The organism is Phaeodactylibacter luteus, assembly GCF_007993045.1.
GTDB classification, from domain to species: domain Bacteria; phylum Bacteroidota; class Bacteroidia; order Chitinophagales; family Saprospiraceae; genus Phaeodactylibacter; species Phaeodactylibacter luteus.
The window spans coordinates 1-23,225 of sequence record NZ_VOOR01000070.1 but is presented as its reverse complement, the minus strand read 5'-3'; the positions used below and the strand labels follow the sequence as shown (position 1 = coordinate 23,225).

Genomic DNA, 23,225 nt, shown 5'->3' with positions numbered 1-23,225 from the left:
TGCTTGTATAGACCATGGATTAGGATTTTTTGCCAGATCAAAGAATGCCCGGAACCTCGGCTTCAGAAAGGGAGCCCTTTTATTCTCTTTCTTCGTCTAGCTACGAAGGTAAGGACCTGCCTGCGTGTCGATACTTCGGCAGGCAGGCGTGTGATACAGAGCTGGCGAAAAAGGCAATTCAGGGGCAAATGAAATTTACTTTAATAAAATCTACTATTAATCAGGGTAAACGAAAACCACTTTTCTCGGCCAAGAGAATGATTCGTTTACCAAACCGTATGACTTAATGGAGAGGTTTTGGACGTTTTCTTGGAGAAAGAGCCCCATCAAGCAGATTCTTGAGACTTCTGCTAAGCAAGGTAAAACCTTCCTTGATATATTTTATGATCAAACTAAAATTTAATTCAAACAAGGTTTCAGAAGCGTTCGTTTGGCTTTTTGATTGAGGCTGGATCGCGAGTTCTGTCTAAAAAACTCAATAGAAACCGGCTATCAGAAGACCAGCATCTTTGCAGGTTTCTTTTACAATATTTAATTGCCTATCGGGCAATCAAAAGCCGCTTGACCACATCCCACTTGGGCACAAACCATATTGCCGGTTTTGCCTGCCCAGCCTGCTTTGCGGGATGAGGGGCCTGCCCCTGCCCGCAGGCAGGTGCCGCTATGCTACGGGGCTCGCTATCCGCTCGGCCCTATCGGGCTTGCCACCCCTGCGCAGCGCTAGGCCAATGCCAGCCTAAAGCCCGAAAAGCTTAAACACCTGCGACATCTTGGTTGCCTGCCCGTTCAGCAGCACTCCCCGAGCCTTTAGATAAGCGCTTGGAGCGGTAAAAATAAAGCCCCGGCCAAGCAGGGGCTTTCCAAAAACATAAGGGGGAATTATTCAATTTGGATGTCGCGTTTGGAGAAGACGATAACCGGACAAGGAAAGGCAACGCCGCTGTCAATCAAAACCTCGTGCGCCACTATGCCCTCAATTTGCTGAAAAAAGAGACAAGTGCGAAAGTCGGCATCAAGGCTAAGCGAAAAAAGGCCGGATGGAATGACGAGTACCTTTTCAAGGTGTTAGCAGGTTAGGACTTACTTTGCGATTGCCCTGCCTCAGTACTTAAGCGGCTTTTCTTGATCAGGGTTGATTTAAAACACTGGAAAACATCTTCTTATCCTTAATCTTGAGCAGGATGAAAGATTTGGTCTAAAAATGATAAGATGACTTCCAAAGCAGGGATGGCATCCTCCTCAAAATTGATTTTTAGGAAAGGGTTGCTGCCGCTGTCCATAAACGCATGCGGGCGGCCTTCGTGTACCCAGTATTCGGCTTCATGCCCCGCTGCCCGGACTTTCTCCACGAATGTGTTCACCGATCTTGGCGTGGTCAGATTGTCTTCACTGCCCACTGTGAAGAGCATGGGCGGCAAGGCGCGCGCTGAGGTGTCCGGAATATGGTACAAAGGGGAAACGGCTTTGTACCGTTCTGAATGGCTGGCCGGATTGTAGGCATCCCCGAAAATCCCCCTGGGCGTTGCTCCGCCAAGCTGCCAGAAGATGTTGGAGGGCTTTTCAAAACCGCCAACGGTACAGGATTGGTAGATGTCGAAAGCGCCATAACTGATGACCGCAGCCTGTACTTCCAGCCCCTTAGCAGCAGCCACAGCTTCAGCCGTTATGCCTTCGGGCAGGTAGGTGGGCAGAAAACCGATAGGCGCTTCCGCAAAGCCCGACGAGCTCAGCTGATCGCCCATCATCACCACGCAAGCAGATAGGTGCCCGCCTGCGCTGTCCCCGGTGACGATCAGCTGCCCCGGGTCGCCTTGATAGGCTGAAATGTGGTCCTTAACCCAAAGTACTGCCCCAAATACATCCCCAATTATCGCGTCCATGGTCACCGTATTGCCCTGATCGCCCAATAGGCGGTAATTGACGTTGCACACCACGTATTCCCCATGGCCGGCTACGTAGGCAGACATATCGTCCATGATGGATTTGTTGTTGATGAGCCACCCGCCGCCGTGGAAAATGACTAAGACCGGGTAAGCGCTCTTGCCGGTCTGTGGGGTGTAAATGTCCATTGTAAGGTCGAAACCACCGGGGCTTGCCCAAACAACATCTGACTGTAATTGATAGGGGTGGGTAGCCTCCTGGGCCTGGCATATAGGCAGGGAGGCTGTCAATGCCATGAAAATAGCGAGTAGTTGGTTTTGCATGTCGAAAAGGATTAGGGCCGGAGCCTGTTTTGATCAATGCGTTAATATAACACACTAAAAGTATGAAGGATGGATGATTTGAGATTTAGCGGGTTTCCCAAATGAACTGTGCTAGCTGCTGGGCGAGCTGAGGGCTAGGGTAATGCTTCTCCTGCTCGGACAGGAGGGTGCCTGCCAGGCTGGGGAATATTGCATTTGCCCGCTTCAGCAAGGGCGGCCCGGGGGAGATGATGTCGCCCCGGCTACCGAAACAATAGACAGGGTTTTGTACCAATTCGAAATCGCCGGCCTCAAACAAAGGTAGGGGCGCCGTATCCACCGGGCGGTGGCGCTGCAACATGGCCCACCACTGCAGATCAGCCGCTGTAGGAGCAGTGTACAGGCTGCGGGCCATGCGTTTCAAAAGCAAGGGGCGGCCGCTCAGCCGCTGTAATGCGAGGGGCAGCAAAAGGCTGGTATAGAGCTGGTGCCGCCTGCCGTTCACCAGCCCGGAAGGGTGCACGCAATAGAGCTTCATCGCCGCAGCAGGTGCAAGCTGTGCCAGCTTCAGTGCCGCAAAGGCCCCAAGCCCAACCCCTGCAAAAATGGCCTCCTGCATGTGCATCCGCATCATGAGCTCGTACAGCCAATGCCCGTACGACAGGTCGAGCCGGTTGGGCTTGGCAGGGGCGCTCAGGTTGGGCTCGCCTACGATGTCGGCGGCGGCCACCCGGAAATGCCGGGCCAGCCCTTTGAACAGCAGCAGGACATCAGCTGCACAGCTGTTGGCACCGTGCAGCAGGATCAGTGGCGTAGCCGCCGCCGGGCCGGCCAGTAGGACGTGGGTGGCCCCAAAGGAAGTCTCCATCCGGAATGACTCAAAGGGCAGGGGGAGGCGGTCCAGTTTTTCCTGGTAAAGGGCCTCGAACAGGCTATGGCCCGCAAGCTGATTGATGCTCATGTGTCAGCAGTTGTTCAGGTTAAGTGTCGACGGTGCGGCTGGCCAGAGGCTCCGTCGTGCTGGCACAAATTTGGCCTATTGCTCAGTGGGCATCGTTCCAAAATGAAAATCCGGACCAACCGGGCTAGCCCTTTCTCTGAGCTATATAGTAGCCATAGCTGATATAGTGCTGATATTTGCGGTACAGCTCAATTTCCCGGCGCTCGCCTTCCACTAGGCTGAGCGCTTCCGCGCTATGCCCATGCTGTTCCAGGAAAGGGGCAAACCGCTCCTCCATAGGCTTATAATAGGTGTCTTCCCAAGAAGAGGGCGGGAGGCAAAAGTGCCCAACTACCTGAAAGCCCTCTTCTTCCAGTACAGCAAGCTTTTCGCATACTGTGCCCACCTCCGGGTAAGCTTCCTGCCAATGTTGCCGGATCTCCTCCGGCTGATCGGGCGCTGTCCAAGTCAGTTCAGATACTGCGATGACCCCGTGGGGCTTGAGCAATGGCCGCCAAAGCTGCAGCCCTTTGCGGAAACCTATATTGTAGATGGCACCTTCAGACCAGATGGCATCCCAGCCTTCCCCTTGCTTTTCGAGGGCGTCCATTGAAGCTTCCAGAGTGCTGACCTGGGCGGATAGGCCTTCCTGCTGTGCCTGCTCTTGCAGGGACTGCAAAAACGCTGGGAATAAGTCTACACCAGTAACATGCCAGTTGGTATGCCGCGCCAAGGCTAGCGTCTGTGCCCCCGTGCCGCAGCCGATATCGGCAATGCGCAAGGGCTGCTCCTTGTCCAGACGGGATATTGAAACGGCCAAAAGGGTATCGGTATCGCTGCCCGGGCCTTGCCGTTCTGCGTTTTTATGGAAGTCGATGAGCAATTCTAGGTTGTCCATTCTTTTTTTTGCAAAAAAACGCAAAGTCTAATCAATTGGTAAAGGTTTATCGAAATAAGTGATGTTCAAAGTACGGTCGTATTTCAGCACAAATCAAATTGTAGGGATGGGGCCTGCCCCTGCCTGAGGGCAGGTGCCGCTATGCTGCGGGGCTCGCTGTCCGCTCGGCCCTGCCGGGCTTGCCACCCCTCCGCAGCGCTAGGCCAATCCTGCTCGGTCATGCTCTGCTGAATGTGTTTTGGGCTGGGAGAGCGCATTCTTTTCGCTATTACAGGTGGCCAAATCATGGAAATTCTCTATTTTCCGCTTGCTCAATAGCTTGGCAAATCAAAAAAAACACTCACCTATGTTCAGGATGATTTGCCCTTGGCTGTGCCTTTTGGCCGCAGCCCATTATTTGCCAGCACAGGTCACGCTAGTCAGCAGGAGCCTGCCGCAGAGCCGGATCATTGTAGATAATGGCAACTCCTCAGATAGCCTTGCTGCTGTCTATTTGCAGCGCTTCATACTAGAAAGCAGCGGAGCAAAGCTGCCCCTGCTGCAGCACCACCACGCTGGCGCCCCCCGGCCCAACGATGTGCTCATCGGTGCTTTCCAGCTCAACAGCTGGCAACCGGCTGTCAGCTTAAAAGAGGATGGCTTTTTGATCAGTACTCAAGACGGACGGCTCCGTATCTTGGGCGGGCCGGGCAAAGGCACTATTTATGCCGCCCTGACGCTGCTCGATGAGTATTGGGGCATGGCGTACTGGGCAAAAGGGGTTTATCATTTGCCCAAACATACTGACATACAGCTGCCTGATATCTTCCAAGTAGAACACCCTGCTTTTGCTCATCGCCAAACCTTCAGCTACGGCAATGAAGACCCGGTTTACCAAGATTGGTTCCGCCTGGAGTCCCCCGGCGACGCTTTCGCAGGGCAGCTCTGGGTGCACACTTTCGACCGCATCCTGCCCGCTGAAGAGTTTGGCGAAAGCCACCCCGAGTACTATTCCTTTATCAACGGAGAGCGGCGCCCGGGCAAAGCCAGCCAATGGTGCCTCACCAATCCGGAAGTGCTGGAAAAGGCGAGCCTTCGCCTCGATTCTATTTTCAAAGCCCATCCCGGCCAGCAGATGATTTCTGTCAGCCAGAACGATGGCAACTTCACCTATTGTACCTGCCCGTCCTGTGCAGCTATCGATGAGCGGGAGGGCAGCCCCTCCGGCACGCTGATCTACTTTGTCAATCAGCTGGCGGAGCGCTTTCCCGATAAGGTGATCTCTACCCTGGCCTACCTGTACAGTATGCCGCCCCCCAAGTATGCCCGCCCACGGGAGAACGTCAATATCATGCTGTGCAGCATAGACGCTATGCGCGAAGTGCCCCTTACCGAGAGCAAAAGCGGGCAGGAGTTTGCCGAAGCGCTGAAGGGCTGGGCTGAAATATCGGACAACCTCTTTGTCTGGGATTATGGTATCAACTTTGACAACTTGGTGGCCCCTTTCCCAAATTTCCATGTCCTTCAGCCCAATATGGCGCTCTTCCATCAGCATAATGTGCGCATGCACTTCGCACAGGTGGGCGGCAAGCGGGGGGAAGATTTTTCCGAACTGCGCGCCTTCATGCTCGCCCGCCTTCTTTGGGACCCCTACCAGGATGCGGACAGCCTGATGCAAACCTTTATGCAGGGCTACTATGGCCCCGCGGCCCCGTTTTTGTACCAATACCAGAAAATGCTCGAGGCGGCCTTGTTGAGCGCCGATACACCACTGTGGATCTACGATACACCGGTCACCCATAAAAATGGCATGCTCCGGCCCCGGCTTATGGCCCGCTACATAGCGCTGTTCGATAAGGCTGAAGCTGCCGTGGCTGCTCAGCCTGAAGTCCTGGAGCGTGTCCGGCGGTCGCGCCTGCCCCTACAGTACGCCCGCTTGGAGATCGCTCGTACGGACAGCAGCCTGTATGCCCCTGCCTTGGAGCAACAGTTGGATACCTTCCTGGCAAGGTGCATCCGCTTTGAGGTAAAGACCCTGAACGAGCGGAGCAACCGCCCACAGGACTACGTGCAGCTGTACCGCGAGCGCTACCTTTCCAAGCCGTCGGGCAATTTGGCAAAAGGGGCGGAAGTGGCATGGGAGGTCCCCCCCGCTCCAGCGTACCAGGAAAAAGGGGAGGCCGCCCTGACCGATGAGCTGTTCGGCGGCACTACTTTTGGAGATTCGTGGGTAGGATGGGAAGGCGTAGACGGCAGCTTTGTCATCGACCTTGGCAAAGCGGTACAAGTCCGTAGCGTAGAGGCGGACTTCCTGCATCAGCTGGGCGCTTGGATCCTGCTGCCCAAAAGTGTAACCTATAGCTATTCTGCGGATGGAACGGATTTTCTGCCTTTCGGCAAAAAAGCGCTGGCAGAAGACCGCTCCCGGGAGGTTAAGTTTGTCGGGGTAAAAGTTGAAAGCGCACGCCCGGTAGCTGCGCGCTACATCCGCGTGGAGGTGGAAGGAGTGAAAGTCTGCCCTCCCTGGCATTATGGGGTCGGCTACCCTGCCTGGTTCTTTTTGGATGAAGTAATCGTCCGCTGACCATCCAACGCTTTAGGTGGAGGTGCGCGTAGAAGCAGGGCCCGCTCCCCATGTATACAAAATCTTGTACCTTGAGCCTCATGAGACAGCATCGTTATACCATCCACCTAAAATGGGCCGGCAACCTGGGCGTTGGGACTCAGAGCTACAAGGCTTACAGCCGCGATTTTGAAGTCCGAGCTCCCGGCAAACCTGTTTTTCAGGGGAGTGCAGACCCAGCGTTCAGGGGCAGCACAGAGAAGTACAACCCCGAAGAAATGCTGGTAGCAGCCCTTTCATCCTGTCATAAGCTGTGGTACCTGCACCTTTGCGCTGAAGCTGGCATCACAGTCACGGCTTACGAAGATGACGCCTCAGGGCTCATGGCTGAAACCAAAGATGGGGGCGGGCATTTCGAGTGGGTCAGGCTACAGCCAAAAGTCAGTATCTTGGAAAGCAGCGCCTTAGCCCAAGCACAGGCCCTGCATGACCGGGCCCACAGTTTGTGCTTTATCGCCAATTCCTGCAACTTCCCGGTACATTGCGAACCCGTCATCCTTCTAGCTGATGAACAGGGCAGCTAAAGGCATCATCATTCTAGGCAGTGCACGCAACGATGGCAATGCTGCCAGGCTGGCCGCCGATCTTGCGGCTCTGTCCGCTTGCCCTGTGGTTGATCTAAGCAATTACCACATAGGTTTCTACGATTATGCGCACAGCTACAGCGCTAATGATGATTTCCGCCCTTTGATGGAAATGCTCATAGGCGGCTATGAGCATTGGCTGATGGCTACCCCGGTTTACTGGTACGCCATGAGCGCCCCGATGAAAGTCTTCTTCGACCGCCTGACCGATCTGCTGACAATCGAAAAGGGCTTGGGGCGGCAGTTGAGGGGGAAAGCGCTATCCGTAGCTACCGTCTCCAATGGCGACCACCTCGGCGATGCTTTTTGGCTGCCTTTCTCTTCCACCGCCCAATACTTGGGCATGTCGTTTAAAGGCGGCTTGCATACCGAGCCAGGCGCCACCAGCTCAATCACCTTGAGCCGCTTCCTACAGCAAACGGGCTTCCCACTGCAGTTGGGCCGCAGGTAGGCACAGCCTCGTGGTTTGCGCTGTACCTCGGCTTCAGGACCTGTCGGTCAGGCGGATGATCTTATCCCCTTCAAAAACAAACTCAGACACCCCGTCTAGCTGTAAGGGGTCTCCATGCCTTAGCCCGTTGGGCAGGTCCTTGGCCAATACCGCACGGTAGCGGATGCCTACTATGACCGTATCCTGGCGAAAGGACCAGCTGGTCACCGTTTGTTCTCGTTCGCTGAAAAAGGTTTGAGCTTCTTCCGCTTGTTTGCGGAAGGCTGCTATCCCTTTCGTTTCCAGGCTGACTTCCCCTTCGGAGATGTTTTGAAAAACGATATCCGGGTGGAGCAGGGCCAGCATGCCCTCTATGTCAAATTGGTTATAGGCACGGATGTATTGTTCAACGCTTCGTTGATGTTGTTTTTGCATAGGGTTGCAACTTGGCAAAGTGTACAAGCTAAGGAGGAGAGCCAGTGTAGGCAGGGCCTTCAAGTTCATCGTCAGTTTTACTTTGGTAACCTCAGCCGGACAAAAGGGGCCATTTTGCCCCGGTGCAGCTGCAGCTGTTGCCCGTCTTGGCTCAGGGTGAAGTTAGTGGCCTTTTGCAAGGCTTCTACAAGTGGCGCATTGATGTCGCCGTTTTCTGGGCAGGCTTTCCGGGTGAACGCCATTTGCCCGAAAGAGATAGTGCCATGGTCGCCCATATCGTAGCTCCCCATGAGGTTGTTGCAGCCATCACTGCCGCTTAGGCGGAAGCCTTCTGCCTCAGTAGAGAATTGTAAAAAAGGAGTGGCCTGCAGGCGCATAGCCGTGATGTCTTTGCCCATGACTTCTATGATTTCCCAACGGTGGCCGGGCAAGGAAACCTGCGCTGGCTCAGTGGCTGCTTCGGCAGTGGCCGCTTTTGTAGGCGAACAACTGGCCAAGGCCAAAAAAGGGAGGAGTGCCAGCAAACGGCAAATTAGGTTCAGCATCTTTTTTTAAGAAAGATAGTGCCAAACAGCGGTTTTTACAAGCTCCTGCTCTAATCTATGGGTGTCGAGGGCAGTATCGGCCGGTCTCTTCTGGGAATGCGCAGGAACAGGGTCCCCGGCCGTGCGTAAGCGGTGTAGCAAGGTGCCCGTCAACTGAGCTTCAGGTGGAGGATAGGGTAAGGGTTCCCTTGTGCATCCAAGGGCGACCGCCCCACTACCTTAAAGCCCAGATGCAGGTAAAAGCCGACAGCGCCCTTGTTCTGCTCATTGACGTCCACTTTGGCAACGCCCAGCGCTTCAATTGCGAATTGAACTAAAGCCCGGCCCAGCCCTTGCCCAAAGTAGCAGGGGTGGAGGAACAGCATTTCCAGGCTGTCTTCTGCTGCGCCCAGAAAGCCCATGAGCGCTCCCGAAGGTGATCTTGCCCCTCTAAGATCTACCATGTGCAAGTACTCATTGAGGATGAGGGGCTTGAAGGTTTCGATGGCCGATGCTGGCAAAAAATCATGGGTAGCCCTAACAGCGGCTTCCCAGACCGCCAATACCTCTTTGAAATCAGCAGGGTACAAAATCTGAATGTTCCAATCGTGCAGGGCGTGGGCCATATCATGTTTCTTTTTGATCGTTCTCTTTTTGAAAGTAGGCGGCACCAGTCAATATGATGCCCAATACCAGCCCGTCCCAGTAATCGGCAAAAGGCTTCCCGCTCAGCGCTTGGTAAACGCTAACAGCGGTGGTTATCAATCCTAAAACAAGCAGGATGAGATAGGTTTTATTCATCTGAGGAGCAGTTTTAACTGGACAAGAAAGGCGCAAACCAGATTGTCGTTTTTTTTTGCCTGCCCCTTCCGCAAGGATGGGGGCCTGCCCCTGCCACAGGGCAGGAGCCGCTATGCTACGGGGCTCGCTGTCCGCTCGGCCTTATCAGGCTTGCCACCCCTGCGCAGCGCTAGGCCGGCTCCACCCCAAAGCCGACAAGGCTAAACGCTAGCGACATTTTCGTTTACGCCTGACAAGAAGGCGGCACAATGGGGCACGCACACTGAGCGCGCCTCATCTGCCCAGTGCCTCGCTAGCGGGTAGCAGCTTTCCAAGCTGCTTCGCCCCCAACGATAGGAAGGGTAAGCTGTGTGCCCCTAAGGTCTACCGTCAGGGCTGTGCCCGGCGCAGGCTGAAGGGTGAACTCTTTGTCGCTTGAAAAAATCATCAGCCCAATTTGTTGCCCGGCAGGGATGACCTGATCGTCGGGCTGCAGTGGGAAACGCACAGTATAGAATTCCCCGGGCTTCAGCGGCTCGCTTTCGCTCAGAGAGCGGTGGTTTTGGGGGTCAGCCCAGCCGCGGGTGATGATGTTGTCGGTAATGCGCGAGCGCCTGCCTTCTTCCCAAGGCAGGGCCACGAGCCACACGGAAAGGTTCGCTGCTGCCTTGTTGCTGCTCATGCGGACCGTAATTTCCGGTATGCCGGAAAGGTGGATGTCTTCTGTCAGCTCTGGGCTCAGGTAAATAAGCCGGTGGTTGGTGATTTCCGCTTTGGCCAGGGCAGCCCCGTCAAAAGAGTAGTTGTCGATTAAGATCTCTTTGACTTTTGGGCCTTTGCTATCTGTTGACAGCATACCCCTGCCAGGTGATCCACCTTGTAGGTATAAGGTGACCGGCTGGGCTTCAGGGTGGGGATAGTCTGGGTAAGCTGTAGGGTTTTGCGGGTCATCTCGCTCCCGGACAATCCAAGCCCGGGCTTCTTCTTCTACGCCATTTTCCACCCCGTGCAGGTAACGGGTAAACCAGCGGTTCATCATGCGCATCGGCGGCGGGCCGCCGTGCCCAAACTGATGGTAGTAAATTTGCGCAGGCAGCCCTTTTTCCCGGGCTGCGTGGTAAATGCGGTAGCTGTGCTCAGGCATCACATTCCAATCGTTGAACCCATGAGACATCAGCAGGGCGGCTTTCATAGGGCCCATGTCGTTCAGATAGTCTCTGCCAGCCCAGAAGTCGTTATAGTCGCCGGTGCGGCGGTCCATCCCGGGCACGAGCTCCCCGTCGCGCACTGTGGCATTGTTATAAGCCCGCCGTTCTTCATTGCCGCTGTGGATAAAATCGTACAGCACATCGATATCCTCGCCCAAGTATCCGCCCGGGGAGCGCACCAAACCGTTGGAACGGTAATAGTGGTAGTAAGAAGTGTTGGGCGCAATGGGGATGATGGCCTCAAGCCCTTCCACTCCCGTAGTCGCTGCTGCAAGGGGCAGGGTGCCGTTGTAGGAAGTGCCTGTCATGCCCACCTTTCCAGTAGACCAGTAGGCCTCTACCGTTTCTTGCCCATCGATTGAGGTGTAGCCTTTTGCCCTTCCGCACAGCCAGTCGATGACGGCCTTTGGTGCAAGAGATTCATTGTCCCCGCCCACTGTAGGGGCGCCTTGCGAAAGCCCTGTGCCGGGCGAAGAAGAATGCACTACGATATACCCTCGGGGCACCCAGTCTTTAATGTGGGAGTTGGAGATGACCGGGCGCTCTACCCGGCGGTCAACCTCCGGATGGGCACGCTCTCCTGCCAGCTCCCCCAGTTCGTGCCGGACATCCCAAAACAAGCCGGGCACATCTGGGGCTACCCCTGCGAAATAAGGGCTGGTAACGTAGACGATAGGCAGTTTCAGCCCTTCCTCCGTTTGGGCTGGGCGGGTGACGGAGACGTGCATGCGGTCTGGCTTTCCATCGCCATCCGTGTCAAAGTCTGTTTCTACCCAGAGGTCATGGCGGATCCAGGTGTCGGAGTCTTCAAAGGCTGGTACAACTTGGGCTTCCCCGTCTTTGAAAACAGGGCCTACAGGTGTGCCTTGGGCCATGGCAGTATAGGCTTGGGCCAGAACAAGGAGCGCCAGGGTGAGCCTGGCAAAAGGTCGATCAAAACGCATCGGCAGAGATTTTTTTTGAAAGATACTTTTTTCTTTTGTTAAATATTGGCTTTGAGCGGTAGGGAATGGTGAAGCTCCCGGCCAGCAACCTCGCCTGTGGCAAGGGGCTGTGCTGCTACTGTAAAGGGGGCAACAGCTATGGCAAGGGGCAATGAGTGTTGTACAGTACAGTAGGGGCGTGGACCAAAATGCCGCAGGCGTTGATACTTTTCGGGCCCTAGCCTGGCATTGGCCTAGCGCTGCGAAGGGGTGGCAAGCCCGATAGGGCCGAGCGGATAGCGAGCCCCGGAGCATAGCGGCACCTGCCATTGGGCAGGGGCAGGCCCCATCTTTCCGGCAGCCTCCGGCAAAAAAGGCAATCTGGTTTGCGCCCGGGCAGTAGTTTGGGGGGTATTGGCAGCGGGGCCAGCCCTCCTGTGCACTGTTTTAGCGTTTTTTGCGCCGGTTGTACTGATAAAAGTCGGGGTGCTTCCTACGCACCCAGCGCACAAATTTTTGTATGTCCTCGTGCTCATGCAGGCGGGCGATGGAGTGGTAATAATCCTTCAGCTCCCGCTCGGAAAAGAGGGAATGTATTTTCTGGTGGCAGATATTGTGCAGTTCCACCATATCTTCTGGCCCGCCTCCTTCCGACTTCGGGATAAGATGGTGGCGGGAGGTCTGTGCAGGGCTGCCGAGTTCACGCCCGCATAGGGGGCACCTTTGATTGTCCATGTTCTGAGCTTGCCGTTCGGGCGCTATGCCTTACCTTTGGAAATGTACCAACCATAACCAGATTAGTATGAAGAAGTTTTTTTGGCTGGCGCTATTGCCGGCAGTAATGTTGAGCTGTGGCAGTGCTCCGGAACTGACAGAGCAGGCCGACACCATTTTTTTTAATGCCGACATTTATACAGTAGATACCCTCAACCCTACAGCAGAGGCTATCGCACTGAAGGGGGGGCGTATCCTTGCAGTGGGCAAGGAAGCGGATGTCATGGCTTACCGCGGGGACAGTACCGTAATGGAAGACCTGAACGGGCAGTTCTTGATGCCCGGTTTTATTGAGGGCCATGGCCATTTTTCCGGTTTGGGCTACAGCCTCATCAACCTCAATTTCCTGAATTCGAAAAGCTGGGAGGAGATCGTTGCCGAAGTCGCTGCAGCAGCCGAAGGTGCCGCACCTGGCGAATGGATCATCGGCAGAGGATGGCACCAGGAAAAATGGTCGCAAGTGCCAGAACGCTCTGTTTTGGGCTACCCCTACCACGATGAGCTCAGCGCGGTTTCCCCTAACAACCCGGTCATGCTCCGCCATGCTAGCGGGCATTCGCTTTTTGCCAATGCCAAAGCCATGGAGCTGGCCGGGGTAAGCGCAGAGACTCCAAACCCTACCGGTGGGGAAGTGGTGCGCGATTCTCGGGGAGAGGCTATTGGCGTTTTTGAGGAGCGGGCCATGAACCTCATCAACGCGGCTTACGATGAGTACCGGGAAGGGCTTTCCGAGGAGGAAAAAGCCAAAGAGTGGTTCCGGGCTGTGGAGCTGGCCGAAGAGGAGTGCCTGAGAAAAGGCATTACTTCCTTTCAGGATGCAGGCACCAAATACTTTGAGGCTGACCGCTACACACAGCTGGCAGAAGCTGGAGAGCTAGACCTTCGCCTTTGGTCTATGCTCCGCCATAGCTACGAGGAGATGAAGGGCAATCTGGAGGGCTTCCCTATATTGGACAAGGGCAACCATTTCTATACTTGCCGGGCCATTAAGTCGGAGGTTGATGGTGCATTGGGCGCATTTGGCGCTTGGCTGCTGCGGGCCTACAATGACAAAAAAGGCTTCACGGGCCAAAATACAACGCCTATACCAGAAGTGAAAAACATCGCATCCCTCGCCATGGAGCATGGCATGCAAATGTGCGTGCACGCCATAGGCGACCGGGCCAACCGGGTGGTGCTCAATATTTATGAGGAGCAGATGAAAGCCCACCCTGAGCAAGCCGGCCTGCGCTGGCGGATCGAACACGCACAGCACCTGGATACTACAGATATCCCCCGGTTTCGGGAACTCGGGGTCATCGCTTCTATGCAGGGCATACATTGTACTTCTGATGCCCCTTTTGTAGAGAAACGCTTGGGCGAAGCCCGCTCCCGCCTCGGTGCTTACCCATGGCGCAGCCTCTTGGATGAAGGGGTGATCATAGCCAATGGGACCGATGCGCCGGTAGAGGATGTAGACCCTCTGGCCAGCTTTTATGCTTCCGTAACCCGGAAAAGGGCGGATACTGGGCTTGAGTTTTTTCCCGAACAGCGCATGACTCGGGCGGAGGCTATCCATTCATACACCCTGGGCAATGCTTATGCGGGGTTTGAGGAAGGCTTCAAAGGCTCTTTGCAGCCGGGCAAAGCTGCCGACTTGGTGGTGCTTTCCAAAAACCTGCTCAAGTGCTCGGACGAGGAAATCCTCGAGGCGGCTGTATTAATAACAATGGTGGATGGGAAGGTGAAGTACCGGGCGGAATAAAGAGGGCGGAGCAGGTGTGCCCTGCTCAATCTTCCCGTAAATCACTGATTCTCCGGATGCCGAGCGCTTCAGCCTGCTCCCGCCTCATCATCAGCGCGTAAGTATTGTTGAAGCCTATAGGGCTAAGCCATTGCAGTGCGTATTGCCGTGCAAACTCCCTGCTCACGTAGCCATATACGGCTACAGGGTCTGAGAGGATCTCCCGAAGGGTGTCTGAAGGAGGGGACAAGAGCACCTGAAGCCCAGTGCCGGTGTACTCTGGGTAAAGGTCGATTTCTCCGTTGAGAAGGGCGTCGAAGCAAATCTTAGTGCCCCCGAGCCCGGGCCGGGTGTCTACATCTAAGTTGGTGTAGCCATTGATCAATTGGCTGAACAGAGAGGCGAGGATGTACTGCTCGCCAAATATTTTGGAACCGATGATGACCTTTGGGCCTCCAGATTGCTGGTCGGGCCGCCAAAGCCCTGCGCGTTTCAGGTAGCTTCCGGCCACATCTTCCGGTGGCTGCCCCTCAATGTCTACCTGATAATTGAGGGCTGTCATTAGGGAATCGTTGATGCGGCCAGCAAGCAGTTGCAGGGCTTCTACTGCTTCAGGGTACTCTTCTGCAAACCCAGCCCGGGCAAGAGGGGCGCAGAAGTAAGGCGGGAAGGCATTCCTGTCGTCTTGTAGGACGGCTAAATCGTAGGCTTCCACCCGCCCGTCGGTGGCATATCCGCTGATGACATCGACTTCCCCCTCTGCTACTGCTTTGTACATCAGCGCATTATTGAGGATGGTCGTGTTGAAATCCAGCTCATAGGCGGCTGTTATTTTGGCTAGCCCGTCTGGCCTTCCGGCAAACTCAGGGGGGAACCCACCTTTCCATCCGGGCTGATAGGCTTGTGGCCAAAAGTAGGCAGAGGAGAGCACTGTCAGGGCGAGCAAGAGCAGCCATCTTTGCTTGTGCAGGGTTGGCCGGCCCAAACGCTGCAGCAGGGCCAGCAGTTGGTCGAATACGATGGCAAGGAGGGCAGCGGGCAGTGCGCCAGCCATGATCATGGCCGCATTATTGAGGGCGATGCCGCCAAAGATGAACTCCCCCAGCCCTCCTGCGCCAATATATGCGGCGAGGGTGGCAACGCCCACATTGATGACGGTAGCAGTGCGCAGCCCTGCAAAAATAACGGGCAAGGCCAGCGGCAGCTCCACTTGCCAGAGGCGCTGTTTGGGCGACAGCCCAATACCTGTGGCGGCTTCCTTTACCGGATGGGGCACCCCGGTAATCCCCGTATAGGTATTGCGGACAATAGGCAGCAGGGCGTAAAGGAAAAGGGCGAATACTGCTGGCTTTACGCCTATGCCCAAGATGGGGATCAAAAAGCCCAATAAGGCAATGCTGGGGATGGTCTGAAGCACCCCGGCTGTGCCAAGGACAGCGGCAGAAAGCCTGGGCCTCTGGCTAATGGCAATGCCCGAAGGGATGGCGATAATGGCCGCTAGGAGCAAAGAGAAAAAGGTAAGCCCAATGTGCTCGAGGATCTGCTCGCCTAATTTAGCCCGGTTGTCCTCTAGGAACGCAAGGAGTGTCATCATGATCTTAGGTGGTTTTGGAAAAGGCGGAGCAGGCCATCGGCTGTTGCAAAGTAGCGCTTTTCATGGGCCGTAAGGCAAAGCGCAGGGCGGCCAGATTTGGCAAGCCGGTGCAGCGCGCGCAGTAGGGGAGTAGAGGCCGGGGCTTGGAGGCAGTCTTCGGGCTTAACCCCAGGCAGGGAGCGGGGCAGCTCGCTCAGAAACTGCTCTAGCCTCAGTGCCTGGAATTCGAGCTGTGGGGCTTTCTCTTCGAGGAAAGCTGCTGTGAAATCACTGACCGGGCCCTGTAGGAGCTGCTCGGGGGCGCTCAGGTCGGCCATCCGGCCTTGGTTCAAGACGGCTATGTGGGTGCCCATTTCAAAGGCCTCTTCAATGTCATGGGTCACCATCACGACCGTCTTTTGCCGCAGGGCTTCGAGCTGCCGGAAGTCGCGCCGGATCTGCTGCCTGGTCAAAGGGTCTAGGGCGCCAAAAGGCTCGTCCATTAGGATGATGGGCGGGTCAGCGGCCAGGGCTCGGGCAATCCCAACCCTTTGCTGTTGCCCCCCGCTGAGCTCGTGCGGTTTTTTTTGGGCGAAAGCGCCAGGCGGCAGCCCAAGTTGCTCTAAGAGCATGGCACAGCGTTTTTTGATTTTGCCGGAGGGCCACCCCAACAGGCGGGGGACGACCCCAACGTTCTCCGCAACAGAATAGTGCGGGAACAGGCCAATATCCTGGATCACATAGCCCATCCTGCGGCGCAGCTGCACCATGTCTTGCCCATGTAAAGGCTGGCCTTCAATCCACACTTCCCCTGAAGTAGGGGCAATCAGGCCATTGAGCATTTTCAGGGTAGTGGTTTTGCCGCAGCCGCTTGGGCCAATGAGCATCAGGCTCTCCCCGGCCAGTACCCGGAAGGAAAGGCGCTCCACGGCGGTAAATGTTCCAAATGTTTTGTGCAGCTGTCGGGCTTCAATCATGTTGAGGATGTGAGGTTGGCCCTAAGATAAGGAATAGGGGTCAGCTGGGCTGCGTTGCTGCCATCGCTTCTGCCTCAGTCTTCAGTGGAGTTTCTTGGTGCATGACCATTGTTGCAGCCACTGCGGCAAGCAGCGGGGCAAAAACCGGGCCGGCTATTGGTACCCAAAACAGGACCCGGACGACAATTCCGATGGCGAGGTTGATGGCGAGGTAGCGCTGTGCGTATTTTGCACTTTGTTTGATAGACAAGCCATATTGCTCTTGGTAGTTGTCTACTATGGAGAAGCCCATGAAATAGGCTTCGATGAGGAAGAGTACGGGCATCTTTAGGAAAGCCGCCCCTTCAAAAATGCCGAAGAATATCTTGACGGGTATGGCGAGCCCCAGTGTCATCCCCCAGGCATATCCGCTTACAACGAGCATGCGCACCTGTGCGTGCACAAAGTCGTTGAAGGACGCGTTGCTCTCTTTGCCCGCGATAATGTGCAGGGTGCGGCGGGAAGCATGGAAAATGATGACCTCCAACAAGGCCAGCATGAAAAAACGGGAGCCACTGCCGGTCAGGAAAGCATAGCTGCTCTCAAAAGCGGTCTGGGCGAAGGTGCCGATGCCCGAGATAGACATTTCGCTTAGCCCATTGCGCAGGGTAGAGAAAAACTCAAAGACGTTGTTGATCATGTTGAGCCCTATCAGGATGGCAGCCAAGGTCAGGATGCGCGAAAACCAACCGTATTTCCAGAAGCCTTCCCAGACTTTTTCTTTCACAATAAACTGGGCGGCATCGGGGAAGGAGGAGACCGCAAAGCGGAATTGTTCGGCCTGTTCTTTGTAGTCGATGTCTCTCCAATTGATCATGGCAGGTGGTTCTTCAGGTGGCAAAGCAGGCTTAAAGTTACCAATTTAGCCAGAGCCAGCGCAGAATATGGGGCGATTGGGCGGTCAAAAACGACGAAACGGCCAGGCTGTGCCACGAACGGACGGTGGTCAGCCTTTGCGGAACGCCCGGAATGCCGCGATGAAACGCTGGATCTCCTCCATGGAAAAGCGGAGCTTGTTGTTGTCCCAATCGCTGAAGGTGGCGTTCAGTTCTTTGTCCCAGCGCACTTTATCGTGGCTGATGGCATTGCGCAACAGCTCGAGCACAAAGCTCAGTGTCATGGGCTTTCGGGAAAGGTGCGGGTGGAGGTTGACGATTTCGAAGGCGGCCCAATCCGTAGCAGGTATTTTTTTGAGGACAGCCTTTTTGGGCTTGTCCCTTTTGAGCCGCTCCCAGGGGCGTGCAATCTGGCTGTACAGGTGCTGCTGCAGCAGGCTGGGGGTAAGCAGCTCTGCTTCGGCAGCGGGGGTGCTGGATAAACTTCCCCACCACTCAGAGAGGGTCTGCCCTGGCTTTTCCCGTAAGGCTCGCTGTAATTGGAGGAGCAGGCTGAGGGCATCCGGCGGTGTTCGGCTGGGCATGAGTTTGGAGATTTTTATCACATAAGAGGCTAATGGGATTGCTTACCTTGCAGAGCAAAGACGAAAGTAAAAAATACCTGCTATGCTCAAAGCAATAAACGACTGGAAATTCGTGGCTATACTTTGCCTTACCCTCGGGCTTGCCCCATTTTTCCCTGAGCCTCACATCTGGGGCAAAATCAAATGGGTGCGCGGCGGCGCAGTCGGTATGGGCCCCTTAGACTGGTTCGACTTGGCTTTTCATGGGCTGCCCTGGATACTCCTTATCCGGCTTCTGTTGAAGCGTATTCCATAAAAAGGCATTGGCGTGAAATAATATTTGTTTTTTTGTGTAGTATTCTGCATTTTAGTTGGCTGTTGGGCGAAGTGGCGCTTTGCGGAGCCAATGCCTGCTCAGTGTGCAGTAGCAGTTGGCCGCTTTGTCTTATGGGCAGGGCTAGAACCGATGGGGCGCAAACCAGATTGCCGCAAGGATGGGGGCCTGCCCCTGCCCGATGGCAGGTGCCGCTATGCTACGGGGCTCGCTATCCGCTCGGCCCCTCGCCCTACAGGCGTCGGGTCTGGCCTTCGGCCACCCCTGCGCAGCGCTAGGCCAGTGCCAGGCTAAAGCCCGAAAAGCATAAACACCTGCGACAGTTTGGTTCACGCCCAACCGATGTAGGGTGGCAGGGAGTGCCTCGCAAGTAGCCTATCCTGTCCTTATGCAATTTTCCAAAACCCAAAAAAAAACAATTTTGAAGAAGAATCTACTGCTTAGCTTTTTTCTGTGCCTGGCCTTGGGCCCTGCGATGGCCCAAACTAATGATTTCAAAGTCATTGGCTACCTGCCGTACTACCGGTTTGCTTACAATAGCCAAATTGAGTACGAGCGCCTGACGCATGTCAACTTGGCGTTCGCCAACCCAGATATGTCGGGGCAGCTGAGCCTTGACGGGCAAGACCCCACGCCAGTCATTGAGGCAGCACATCAGGCAGGGGCAGAGGTGTTCATTTCCCTTGCGGGCGGGGCGCTTACCCCAGCGTGGGAGGCTGCCTGGGAACATTTGATGCTGCCGGAAAACCGCTCTGCCTTTATCCACCAGATTATGGTTTACGTGGCTGAAAACTCATTTGATGGAGTCGATTTTGACCTTGAATGGAGCCATGTGAATGAAAAATATAGCCCTTTTGTACTGGAGCTTAGGGACTCAATGGATGCACACGGGCTGCCCTTGACGGCCGCCCTGCCCGGTACTTACCGCTACCCAGATATCAGCGAAGAAGCCTTAGCGGCTTTCGATTGGGTCAATATGATGGCCTATGACCTTACCGGCTCTTGGGACCCCAACAATCCTGGCCCGCACTCGCCCTACTCTTTCGCGCTCAACTCCATGTTTTACTGGCAAGGGCAGGGGGTGCCCAAGCCACAGCTCACGCTCGGGGTGCCTTTTTATGGGTACAATTTTGGCACATCTCCGGTGAGCAGTGCCCGGTATGCTACCATTGTGGGGTGGGACCCCGCTAATGCGTGGGCGGATCAGGTTGATCAGGTCTACTATAATGGGATCCCCACCATCGTCGATAAAACAGAGCTTGCGCTGTCGCAGCTTGGCGGCATAATGATCTGGGAGCTTGGGCAGGACGATTTTTCAGACTTGTCCTTATTGCGTGCCATAGATGAAACGGTAAACGGGGTGACCCAGGCCGAGGACGAACTGCCGCTTGCTGCCCGTGCTTACCCCAACCCCCTTGGCGCAGCGCTGATCGTAGAAAACCCTGGTCCTGAGGTGCTGCTTGGCCGGCTGTTCGATAGCAGCGGCCGCCCGTTGGCAGCGGCTATCATTCAGCCTGGCACAGATTATCAGTACCCAACCCTGAATCTTCCTGCCGGCTTATATGTCCTCAATTTACAATCTGGCGGTGTCCAGCGGTCTATTAAGTTGGTAAAACCCTAATCATTTATGGCATACAAGCTTTGGGCTGTGCCCTTTCTGTTGGTGCTGACGGGCTGCGCCTCTTCACAGCTATGGGATACTGGCAGCTTGAAACAAGAGCAATTCATCGAGGAAATCCCTGTCCGGCTGGTTAATGGCCTCATTTTTTTGGATGTTGAAGCAGATGGCCGGCCGCTTACTTTCTTATTGGACACGGGCGCGCCTACGATAATTGACGAAGGCGCGGTGGAAGCGCTCAATTTGCCTGTCCGGAAATACGGTACAGCCCAGGACGCCTACGGGCGCAGGGACCGCATCAACCGCACGCGCATTAAGCACCTTAAGATAGGGGGGCTCGATTTCCGCAATCAGCCGGCATTGATTTCGCCCCTGCGCACTATCCCTGTTTTCAACTGCCTGGAAATCGATGGCTTGCTTGGCGCCAACCTGATGAAGCGCGCCTACTGGCAGTTTGACTACGAGAGAGAGCGGCTGCTGGTAACCGATCAGCTGGAGAACCTGCCTGTGCCGGAGTCGGCATTGCAGATCCCTTTCCGGACCAAAGCGCAGGGTACTCCTATCATTGACCTCCGCATAGGCGACAGCCTGTCCATAGCAGATGTAACCCTTGATTTTGGTTCTGGCAATGGCTTGACACTGGAGCGCAGCCTTTTTCCGGAAGAGTGGATTAAAAAAGCAGAGGTGTACACCGATGGCATAGCTGGGGTAGGGCTATACGGAGCCGCTATGGATTCCGTTTGGTACCGTGAGATGCCCGGCCTTTTCACCACACAAGGGGATACAGTGGCGGCTGCGGTGTTCTTGAGGGTGAAGCGGGGCGGAAGCCACCTGCTGGGTACGGAACTGCTCCGGCACTTTCGTGTCACCATCGATTGGAGGGCGAATATGCTGTACCTAGAGCCCAGAGGGGAGGTCGTACAGACTTGGAGAGGCATGGGGTTTTCGGTGACGCCCGAAGAGGATGGGCTGGTGGTCAGCAAACTGGTATATCCTTCCCCTGCAGTGGACGCTGGCCTACAACTTGGCGACCGCCTGGTTAAAGTGGACGGGGAACGGGTGGGCCATGCAGACTTTTGCTGGCTGTTGGAGCAGTTTAGGGAAGGCGATGGCCCGGTCTCGCTAGGCTTCGAAAGGGAGGGCGAGGGAGATATCGCCCTGCGCCTGAATGCGGTAGACATTTATGGCGAAGCCCGGAAGTTGAAGCGTTGAAAAAAGAAAGGGGAAAGCAGCTCTTCTTCTGCTTCCGCCCTTTCTGCCATTAGAAGTACCTAAAGTGTAGTATGGGCAAAAACCAAAATTTGGCACTGCCACGGCACCGGACTAGCGCTGCGGAGGGGTGGCAAGCCCGGCAGGGCCGAGCGGATAGCGAGCCCCGCAGCATAGCGGCACCTGCCCGTCAGGCAGGGGCAGGCCCCAAAACGGTAACCTGGTTTGCGCCCTGTAGTGCTTAGCCCAATTTTTGGGAATAGGTAGGTATACAGTTGAAGCGCAGCAAAGAGCCAAGCGCAGCGGCTGATTAAATGTCTTTACAAAATCAGTGTTTTATGATCAAAGGCCCGGCAGCTCCTGCTGCAGTCTTTATCCAATAGGTGCCTGAGGGCAGATGTTCTACTGGCCAAAGGATCTGCTCTGTGCCATTGGGGAGCGCCCTTTGGTCTAATGCTTGCCCACTTGCATCAATGAGCACGGCCTGCCCGCCCGCCTGCAATAACTCTCCTTGAAGAGTGAAGTACGATACTGCCGGATTAGGGAAAATCAGATACCCTACATCTTGCCGGGTATCCGCGCTCAGTGATTGAGCAGGAGCCAAGGGCAAAAAGTCCTCAATCTCTTGTTTGATGGCTGGCTGCTCCAGTATGCCGCGGTAGGATGAAGATTGCAAAGCGCTGGCAGGGCCTCCCACTACCTCAACTTGGTCGAACCATGCTTCTACAGCTTGGAATGGCTGAATGGAGAAAAGGCTCATACCTATCTGCATGCACTCGGTGGCTGCTAAGGAAATTTGAGAGGCGAGGATGAATTGTTGCCCGTTGGTGCTGTACCAGATCCGGATAAGGTGCCCATGCCGGGAAATTCTTAGCCATTTGGGCGAAAGGGCAATCATTATAGCGGAGTGCTTGTTGCCATTGGCTAGGGTGCGGACTTCACGGCGGATATGGTTGGCCCCATTGGTGAAGATTGAGACCGCCTTGGCGCTTTCCTCTTCTGATTCCCTGAGCGTAAGCCCGGCATAGCCCTGCAAGAGCTCAGGTATGCGCACCGTTATCTGTCCATCTCCGCAGAGCTCCTGCAGGATATTGCCGGTCTGATCGGTTGTGCCAAATATGCGGTTTAGGCCGTAGCTGGAAGCATAGAACGTAGCTGTGCAGGGGTTATAGCTGTAGTGGCTCTCTCCGTGATGCGTGCCAATATCATGGGCTTGCCACTCAGCGGGTAAAGATTGCCCCATTTCGATCTGTACTATAGCACTGCAATGGCTGCTATTGCCTGCTTCATCTGTGGCTGTCACCGTTATGGCCTTGGTCTCATTAAGGTCATTACAAGTGAAAATAGTCTCCGGATAGGAGGGGGGCAGTAGGCTGCAATTGTCAGAAGATTGGCTCTCATCCCACAAGTCGCTTGGCTGAATGGTATAGAGGCCATCGGGTTGCAGGTATACCGTTTTGTTTATGCAATGTAGTACTGGGGCGGTGGTATCCGCCACGGTGACGGTGGCGGTGCACTGGGCGCTGTTGCCTGCGGCATCTGACAGGGATAGGGAGACGGTATGCTGCCCGGCCATGCCACAGCCGAACGCCTGGCTGGACAGGCTGGCGTTTTGCACCCCGCAGTTGTCGTAAGAGCCGTTGTCGATGAGGCTTGCAGGAAGGGCCGCCTCGCCCTGCTCGTTGAGGAATACGGTGGCGTCGCGGCAGAGGGCTGTCGGGGCGGTGGTATCCGCTACGGTGACGGTGGCGGTGCACTGGGCGCTGTTGCCTGCGGCATCGGACAGGGATAGGGAGACGGTATGCTGCCCGGCCATGTCACAGCCGAACGCCTGGCTGGACAGGCTGAGGTTTTGCACCCCGCAGTTGTCGTAAGAACCGTTGTCGATGAGGCTTGCAGGAAGGGCCGCCTCGCCCTGCTCGTTGAGGAATACGGTAGCGTCGCGGCAGAGGGCTGTCGGGGCGGTGGTGTCCGCTACGGTGACGTTGGCGGTGCACTGGGCACTGTTGCCTGCTGCATCGGACAGGGATAGGGAGACGGTATGCTGCCCGGCCATGTCACAGCCGAACGCC

The 23,225-nt window shown here is 55.5% G+C and carries 20 protein-coding genes and 2 pseudogenes; 8 read left to right on the top strand and 14 right to left on the bottom strand.

Annotation, left to right across the window (positions count from 1 at the left end):
• Positions 1-888 precede the first annotated feature (888 nt).
• Positions 889-1,077, top strand: a pseudogene (locus FRY97_RS23155) (transposase); the annotation flags it as partial.
• Between the two features lie 89 nt (positions 1,078-1,166).
• Here the strand turns inward: FRY97_RS23155 and FRY97_RS20130 are convergent.
• From FRY97_RS20130 to FRY97_RS20120, 3 genes are all read right to left on the bottom strand, one after another.
• Complete coding sequence (locus tag FRY97_RS20130; protein WP_147169420.1) at positions 1,167-2,204, bottom strand: alpha/beta hydrolase; 1,038 nt, start codon at positions 2,202-2,204, stop codon at positions 1,167-1,169.
• Between the two features lie 85 nt (positions 2,205-2,289).
• The gene (locus tag FRY97_RS20125; protein WP_147169419.1) at positions 2,290-3,144 is read right to left on the bottom strand and encodes an alpha/beta fold hydrolase; all 855 of its coding nucleotides are present in this window, start codon (positions 3,142-3,144) and stop codon (positions 2,290-2,292) included.
• Between the two features lie 124 nt (positions 3,145-3,268).
• Positions 3,269-4,021 (bottom strand): class I SAM-dependent methyltransferase, encoded by a 753-nt coding sequence (locus FRY97_RS20120; RefSeq protein WP_147169418.1) that lies wholly within the window; start codon positions 4,019-4,021, stop codon positions 3,269-3,271.
• 346 nt (positions 4,022-4,367) lie between these two features.
• Here FRY97_RS20120 and FRY97_RS20115 point away from each other — a divergent pair, with 346 nt between their 5' ends.
• The 3 genes from FRY97_RS20115 (at position 4,368) to FRY97_RS20105 (ending at position 7,658) form a co-directional block, all read left to right on the top strand.
• Entirely contained in the window at positions 4,368-6,584 is a 2,217-nt protein-coding gene (locus FRY97_RS20115; RefSeq protein ID WP_147169417.1) for a DUF4838 domain-containing protein, read from the top strand.
• A gap of 80 nt (positions 6,585-6,664) precedes the next feature.
• Positions 6,665-7,147 carry an OsmC family protein gene (locus FRY97_RS20110; RefSeq protein ID WP_211356935.1) on the top strand — a complete coding sequence of 161 codons (483 nt, stop codon included), beginning with the start codon at positions 6,665-6,667 and terminating at the stop codon, positions 7,145-7,147.
• The gene (locus FRY97_RS20105; protein WP_147169415.1) at positions 7,131-7,658 is read left to right on the top strand and encodes a flavodoxin family protein; all 528 of its coding nucleotides are present in this window, start codon (positions 7,131-7,133) and stop codon (positions 7,656-7,658) included. Before FRY97_RS20110 ends, FRY97_RS20105 begins: the two co-directional genes overlap by 17 nt.
• Before the next feature lie 33 nt (positions 7,659-7,691).
• On the opposite strand, the gene FRY97_RS20100 is transcribed toward FRY97_RS20105, so the two are convergent.
• The 6 genes from FRY97_RS20100 to FRY97_RS20080 form a co-directional block, all read right to left on the bottom strand.
• Complete coding sequence (locus FRY97_RS20100) at positions 7,692-8,072, bottom strand: nuclear transport factor 2 family protein (protein ID WP_147169414.1); 381 nt, start codon at positions 8,070-8,072, stop codon at positions 7,692-7,694.
• Between the two features lie 77 nt (positions 8,073-8,149).
• Complete coding sequence (locus FRY97_RS20095; RefSeq protein WP_147169413.1) at positions 8,150-8,617, bottom strand: META domain-containing protein; 468 nt, start codon at positions 8,615-8,617, stop codon at positions 8,150-8,152.
• 149 nt (positions 8,618-8,766) lie between these two features.
• On the bottom strand, positions 8,767-9,222 hold the full coding sequence (locus FRY97_RS20090; protein WP_147169412.1) for a GNAT family N-acetyltransferase: 456 nt from the start codon (positions 9,220-9,222) through the stop codon (positions 8,767-8,769).
• Between the two features lies 1 nt (position 9,223).
• Complete coding sequence (locus FRY97_RS22480) at positions 9,224-9,397, bottom strand: hypothetical protein (protein WP_170254778.1); 174 nt, start codon at positions 9,395-9,397, stop codon at positions 9,224-9,226.
• 292 nt (positions 9,398-9,689) lie between these two features.
• The gene (locus tag FRY97_RS20085; protein WP_394349364.1) at positions 9,690-11,459 is read right to left on the bottom strand and encodes a Xaa-Pro dipeptidyl-peptidase; all 1,770 of its coding nucleotides are present in this window, start codon (positions 11,457-11,459) and stop codon (positions 9,690-9,692) included.
• Between the two features lie 495 nt (positions 11,460-11,954).
• On the bottom strand, positions 11,955-12,242 hold the full coding sequence (locus tag FRY97_RS20080; RefSeq protein ID WP_147169410.1) for an HNH endonuclease: 288 nt from the start codon (positions 12,240-12,242) through the stop codon (positions 11,955-11,957).
• Positions 12,243-12,309: 67 nt separating this feature from the next.
• On the opposite strand from FRY97_RS20080, the gene FRY97_RS20075 reads away from it, so the two are divergent.
• Positions 12,310-14,025, top strand: a complete 1,716-nt coding sequence (locus tag FRY97_RS20075) for an amidohydrolase (protein WP_147169409.1) — start codon at positions 12,310-12,312, stop codon at positions 14,023-14,025.
• Between the two features lie 25 nt (positions 14,026-14,050).
• On the opposite strand, the gene FRY97_RS20070 is transcribed toward FRY97_RS20075, so the two are convergent.
• The 4 genes from FRY97_RS20070 to FRY97_RS20055 form a co-directional block, all read right to left on the bottom strand.
• Positions 14,051-15,598, bottom strand: a complete 1,548-nt coding sequence (locus FRY97_RS20070; RefSeq protein ID WP_147169408.1) for an ABC transporter permease/substrate-binding protein — start codon at positions 15,596-15,598, stop codon at positions 14,051-14,053.
• Positions 15,595-16,554: an ABC transporter ATP-binding protein gene (locus FRY97_RS20065; protein ID WP_147169407.1), complete on the bottom strand. Its 960-nt coding sequence runs from the start codon at positions 16,552-16,554 to the stop codon at positions 15,595-15,597. Before FRY97_RS20065 ends, FRY97_RS20070 begins: the two co-directional genes overlap by 4 nt.
• Before the next feature lie 40 nt (positions 16,555-16,594).
• A complete protein-coding gene (locus tag FRY97_RS20060; protein ID WP_147169406.1) occupies positions 16,595-17,410 on the bottom strand; it encodes a hypothetical protein in 816 nt (271 codons plus the stop codon).
• A 129-nt stretch (positions 17,411-17,539) separates the two neighbouring features.
• Positions 17,540-18,013 (bottom strand): hypothetical protein, encoded by a 474-nt coding sequence (locus FRY97_RS20055; protein WP_147169405.1) that lies wholly within the window; start codon positions 18,011-18,013, stop codon positions 17,540-17,542.
• A gap of 82 nt (positions 18,014-18,095) precedes the next feature.
• Between FRY97_RS20055 and FRY97_RS20050 the strand changes: the two genes are divergently transcribed.
• The 3 genes from FRY97_RS20050 (at position 18,096) to FRY97_RS20040 (ending at position 21,156) form a co-directional block, all read left to right on the top strand.
• A complete protein-coding gene (locus tag FRY97_RS20050; RefSeq protein ID WP_147169404.1) occupies positions 18,096-18,308 on the top strand; it encodes a hypothetical protein in 213 nt (70 codons plus the stop codon).
• A gap of 439 nt (positions 18,309-18,747) precedes the next feature.
• Positions 18,748-19,947 carry a glycosyl hydrolase family 18 protein gene (locus tag FRY97_RS20045; protein ID WP_170254776.1) on the top strand — a complete coding sequence of 400 codons (1,200 nt, stop codon included), beginning with the start codon at positions 18,748-18,750 and terminating at the stop codon, positions 19,945-19,947.
• A 6-nt stretch (positions 19,948-19,953) separates the two neighbouring features.
• Complete coding sequence (locus FRY97_RS20040) at positions 19,954-21,156, top strand: aspartyl protease family protein (RefSeq protein ID WP_147169402.1); 1,203 nt, start codon at positions 19,954-19,956, stop codon at positions 21,154-21,156.
• Positions 21,157-21,481: 325 nt separating this feature from the next.
• Here the strand turns inward: FRY97_RS20040 and FRY97_RS22475 are convergent.
• A pseudogene (locus FRY97_RS22475) lies at positions 21,482-23,225 on the bottom strand (hypothetical protein); the annotation flags it as partial.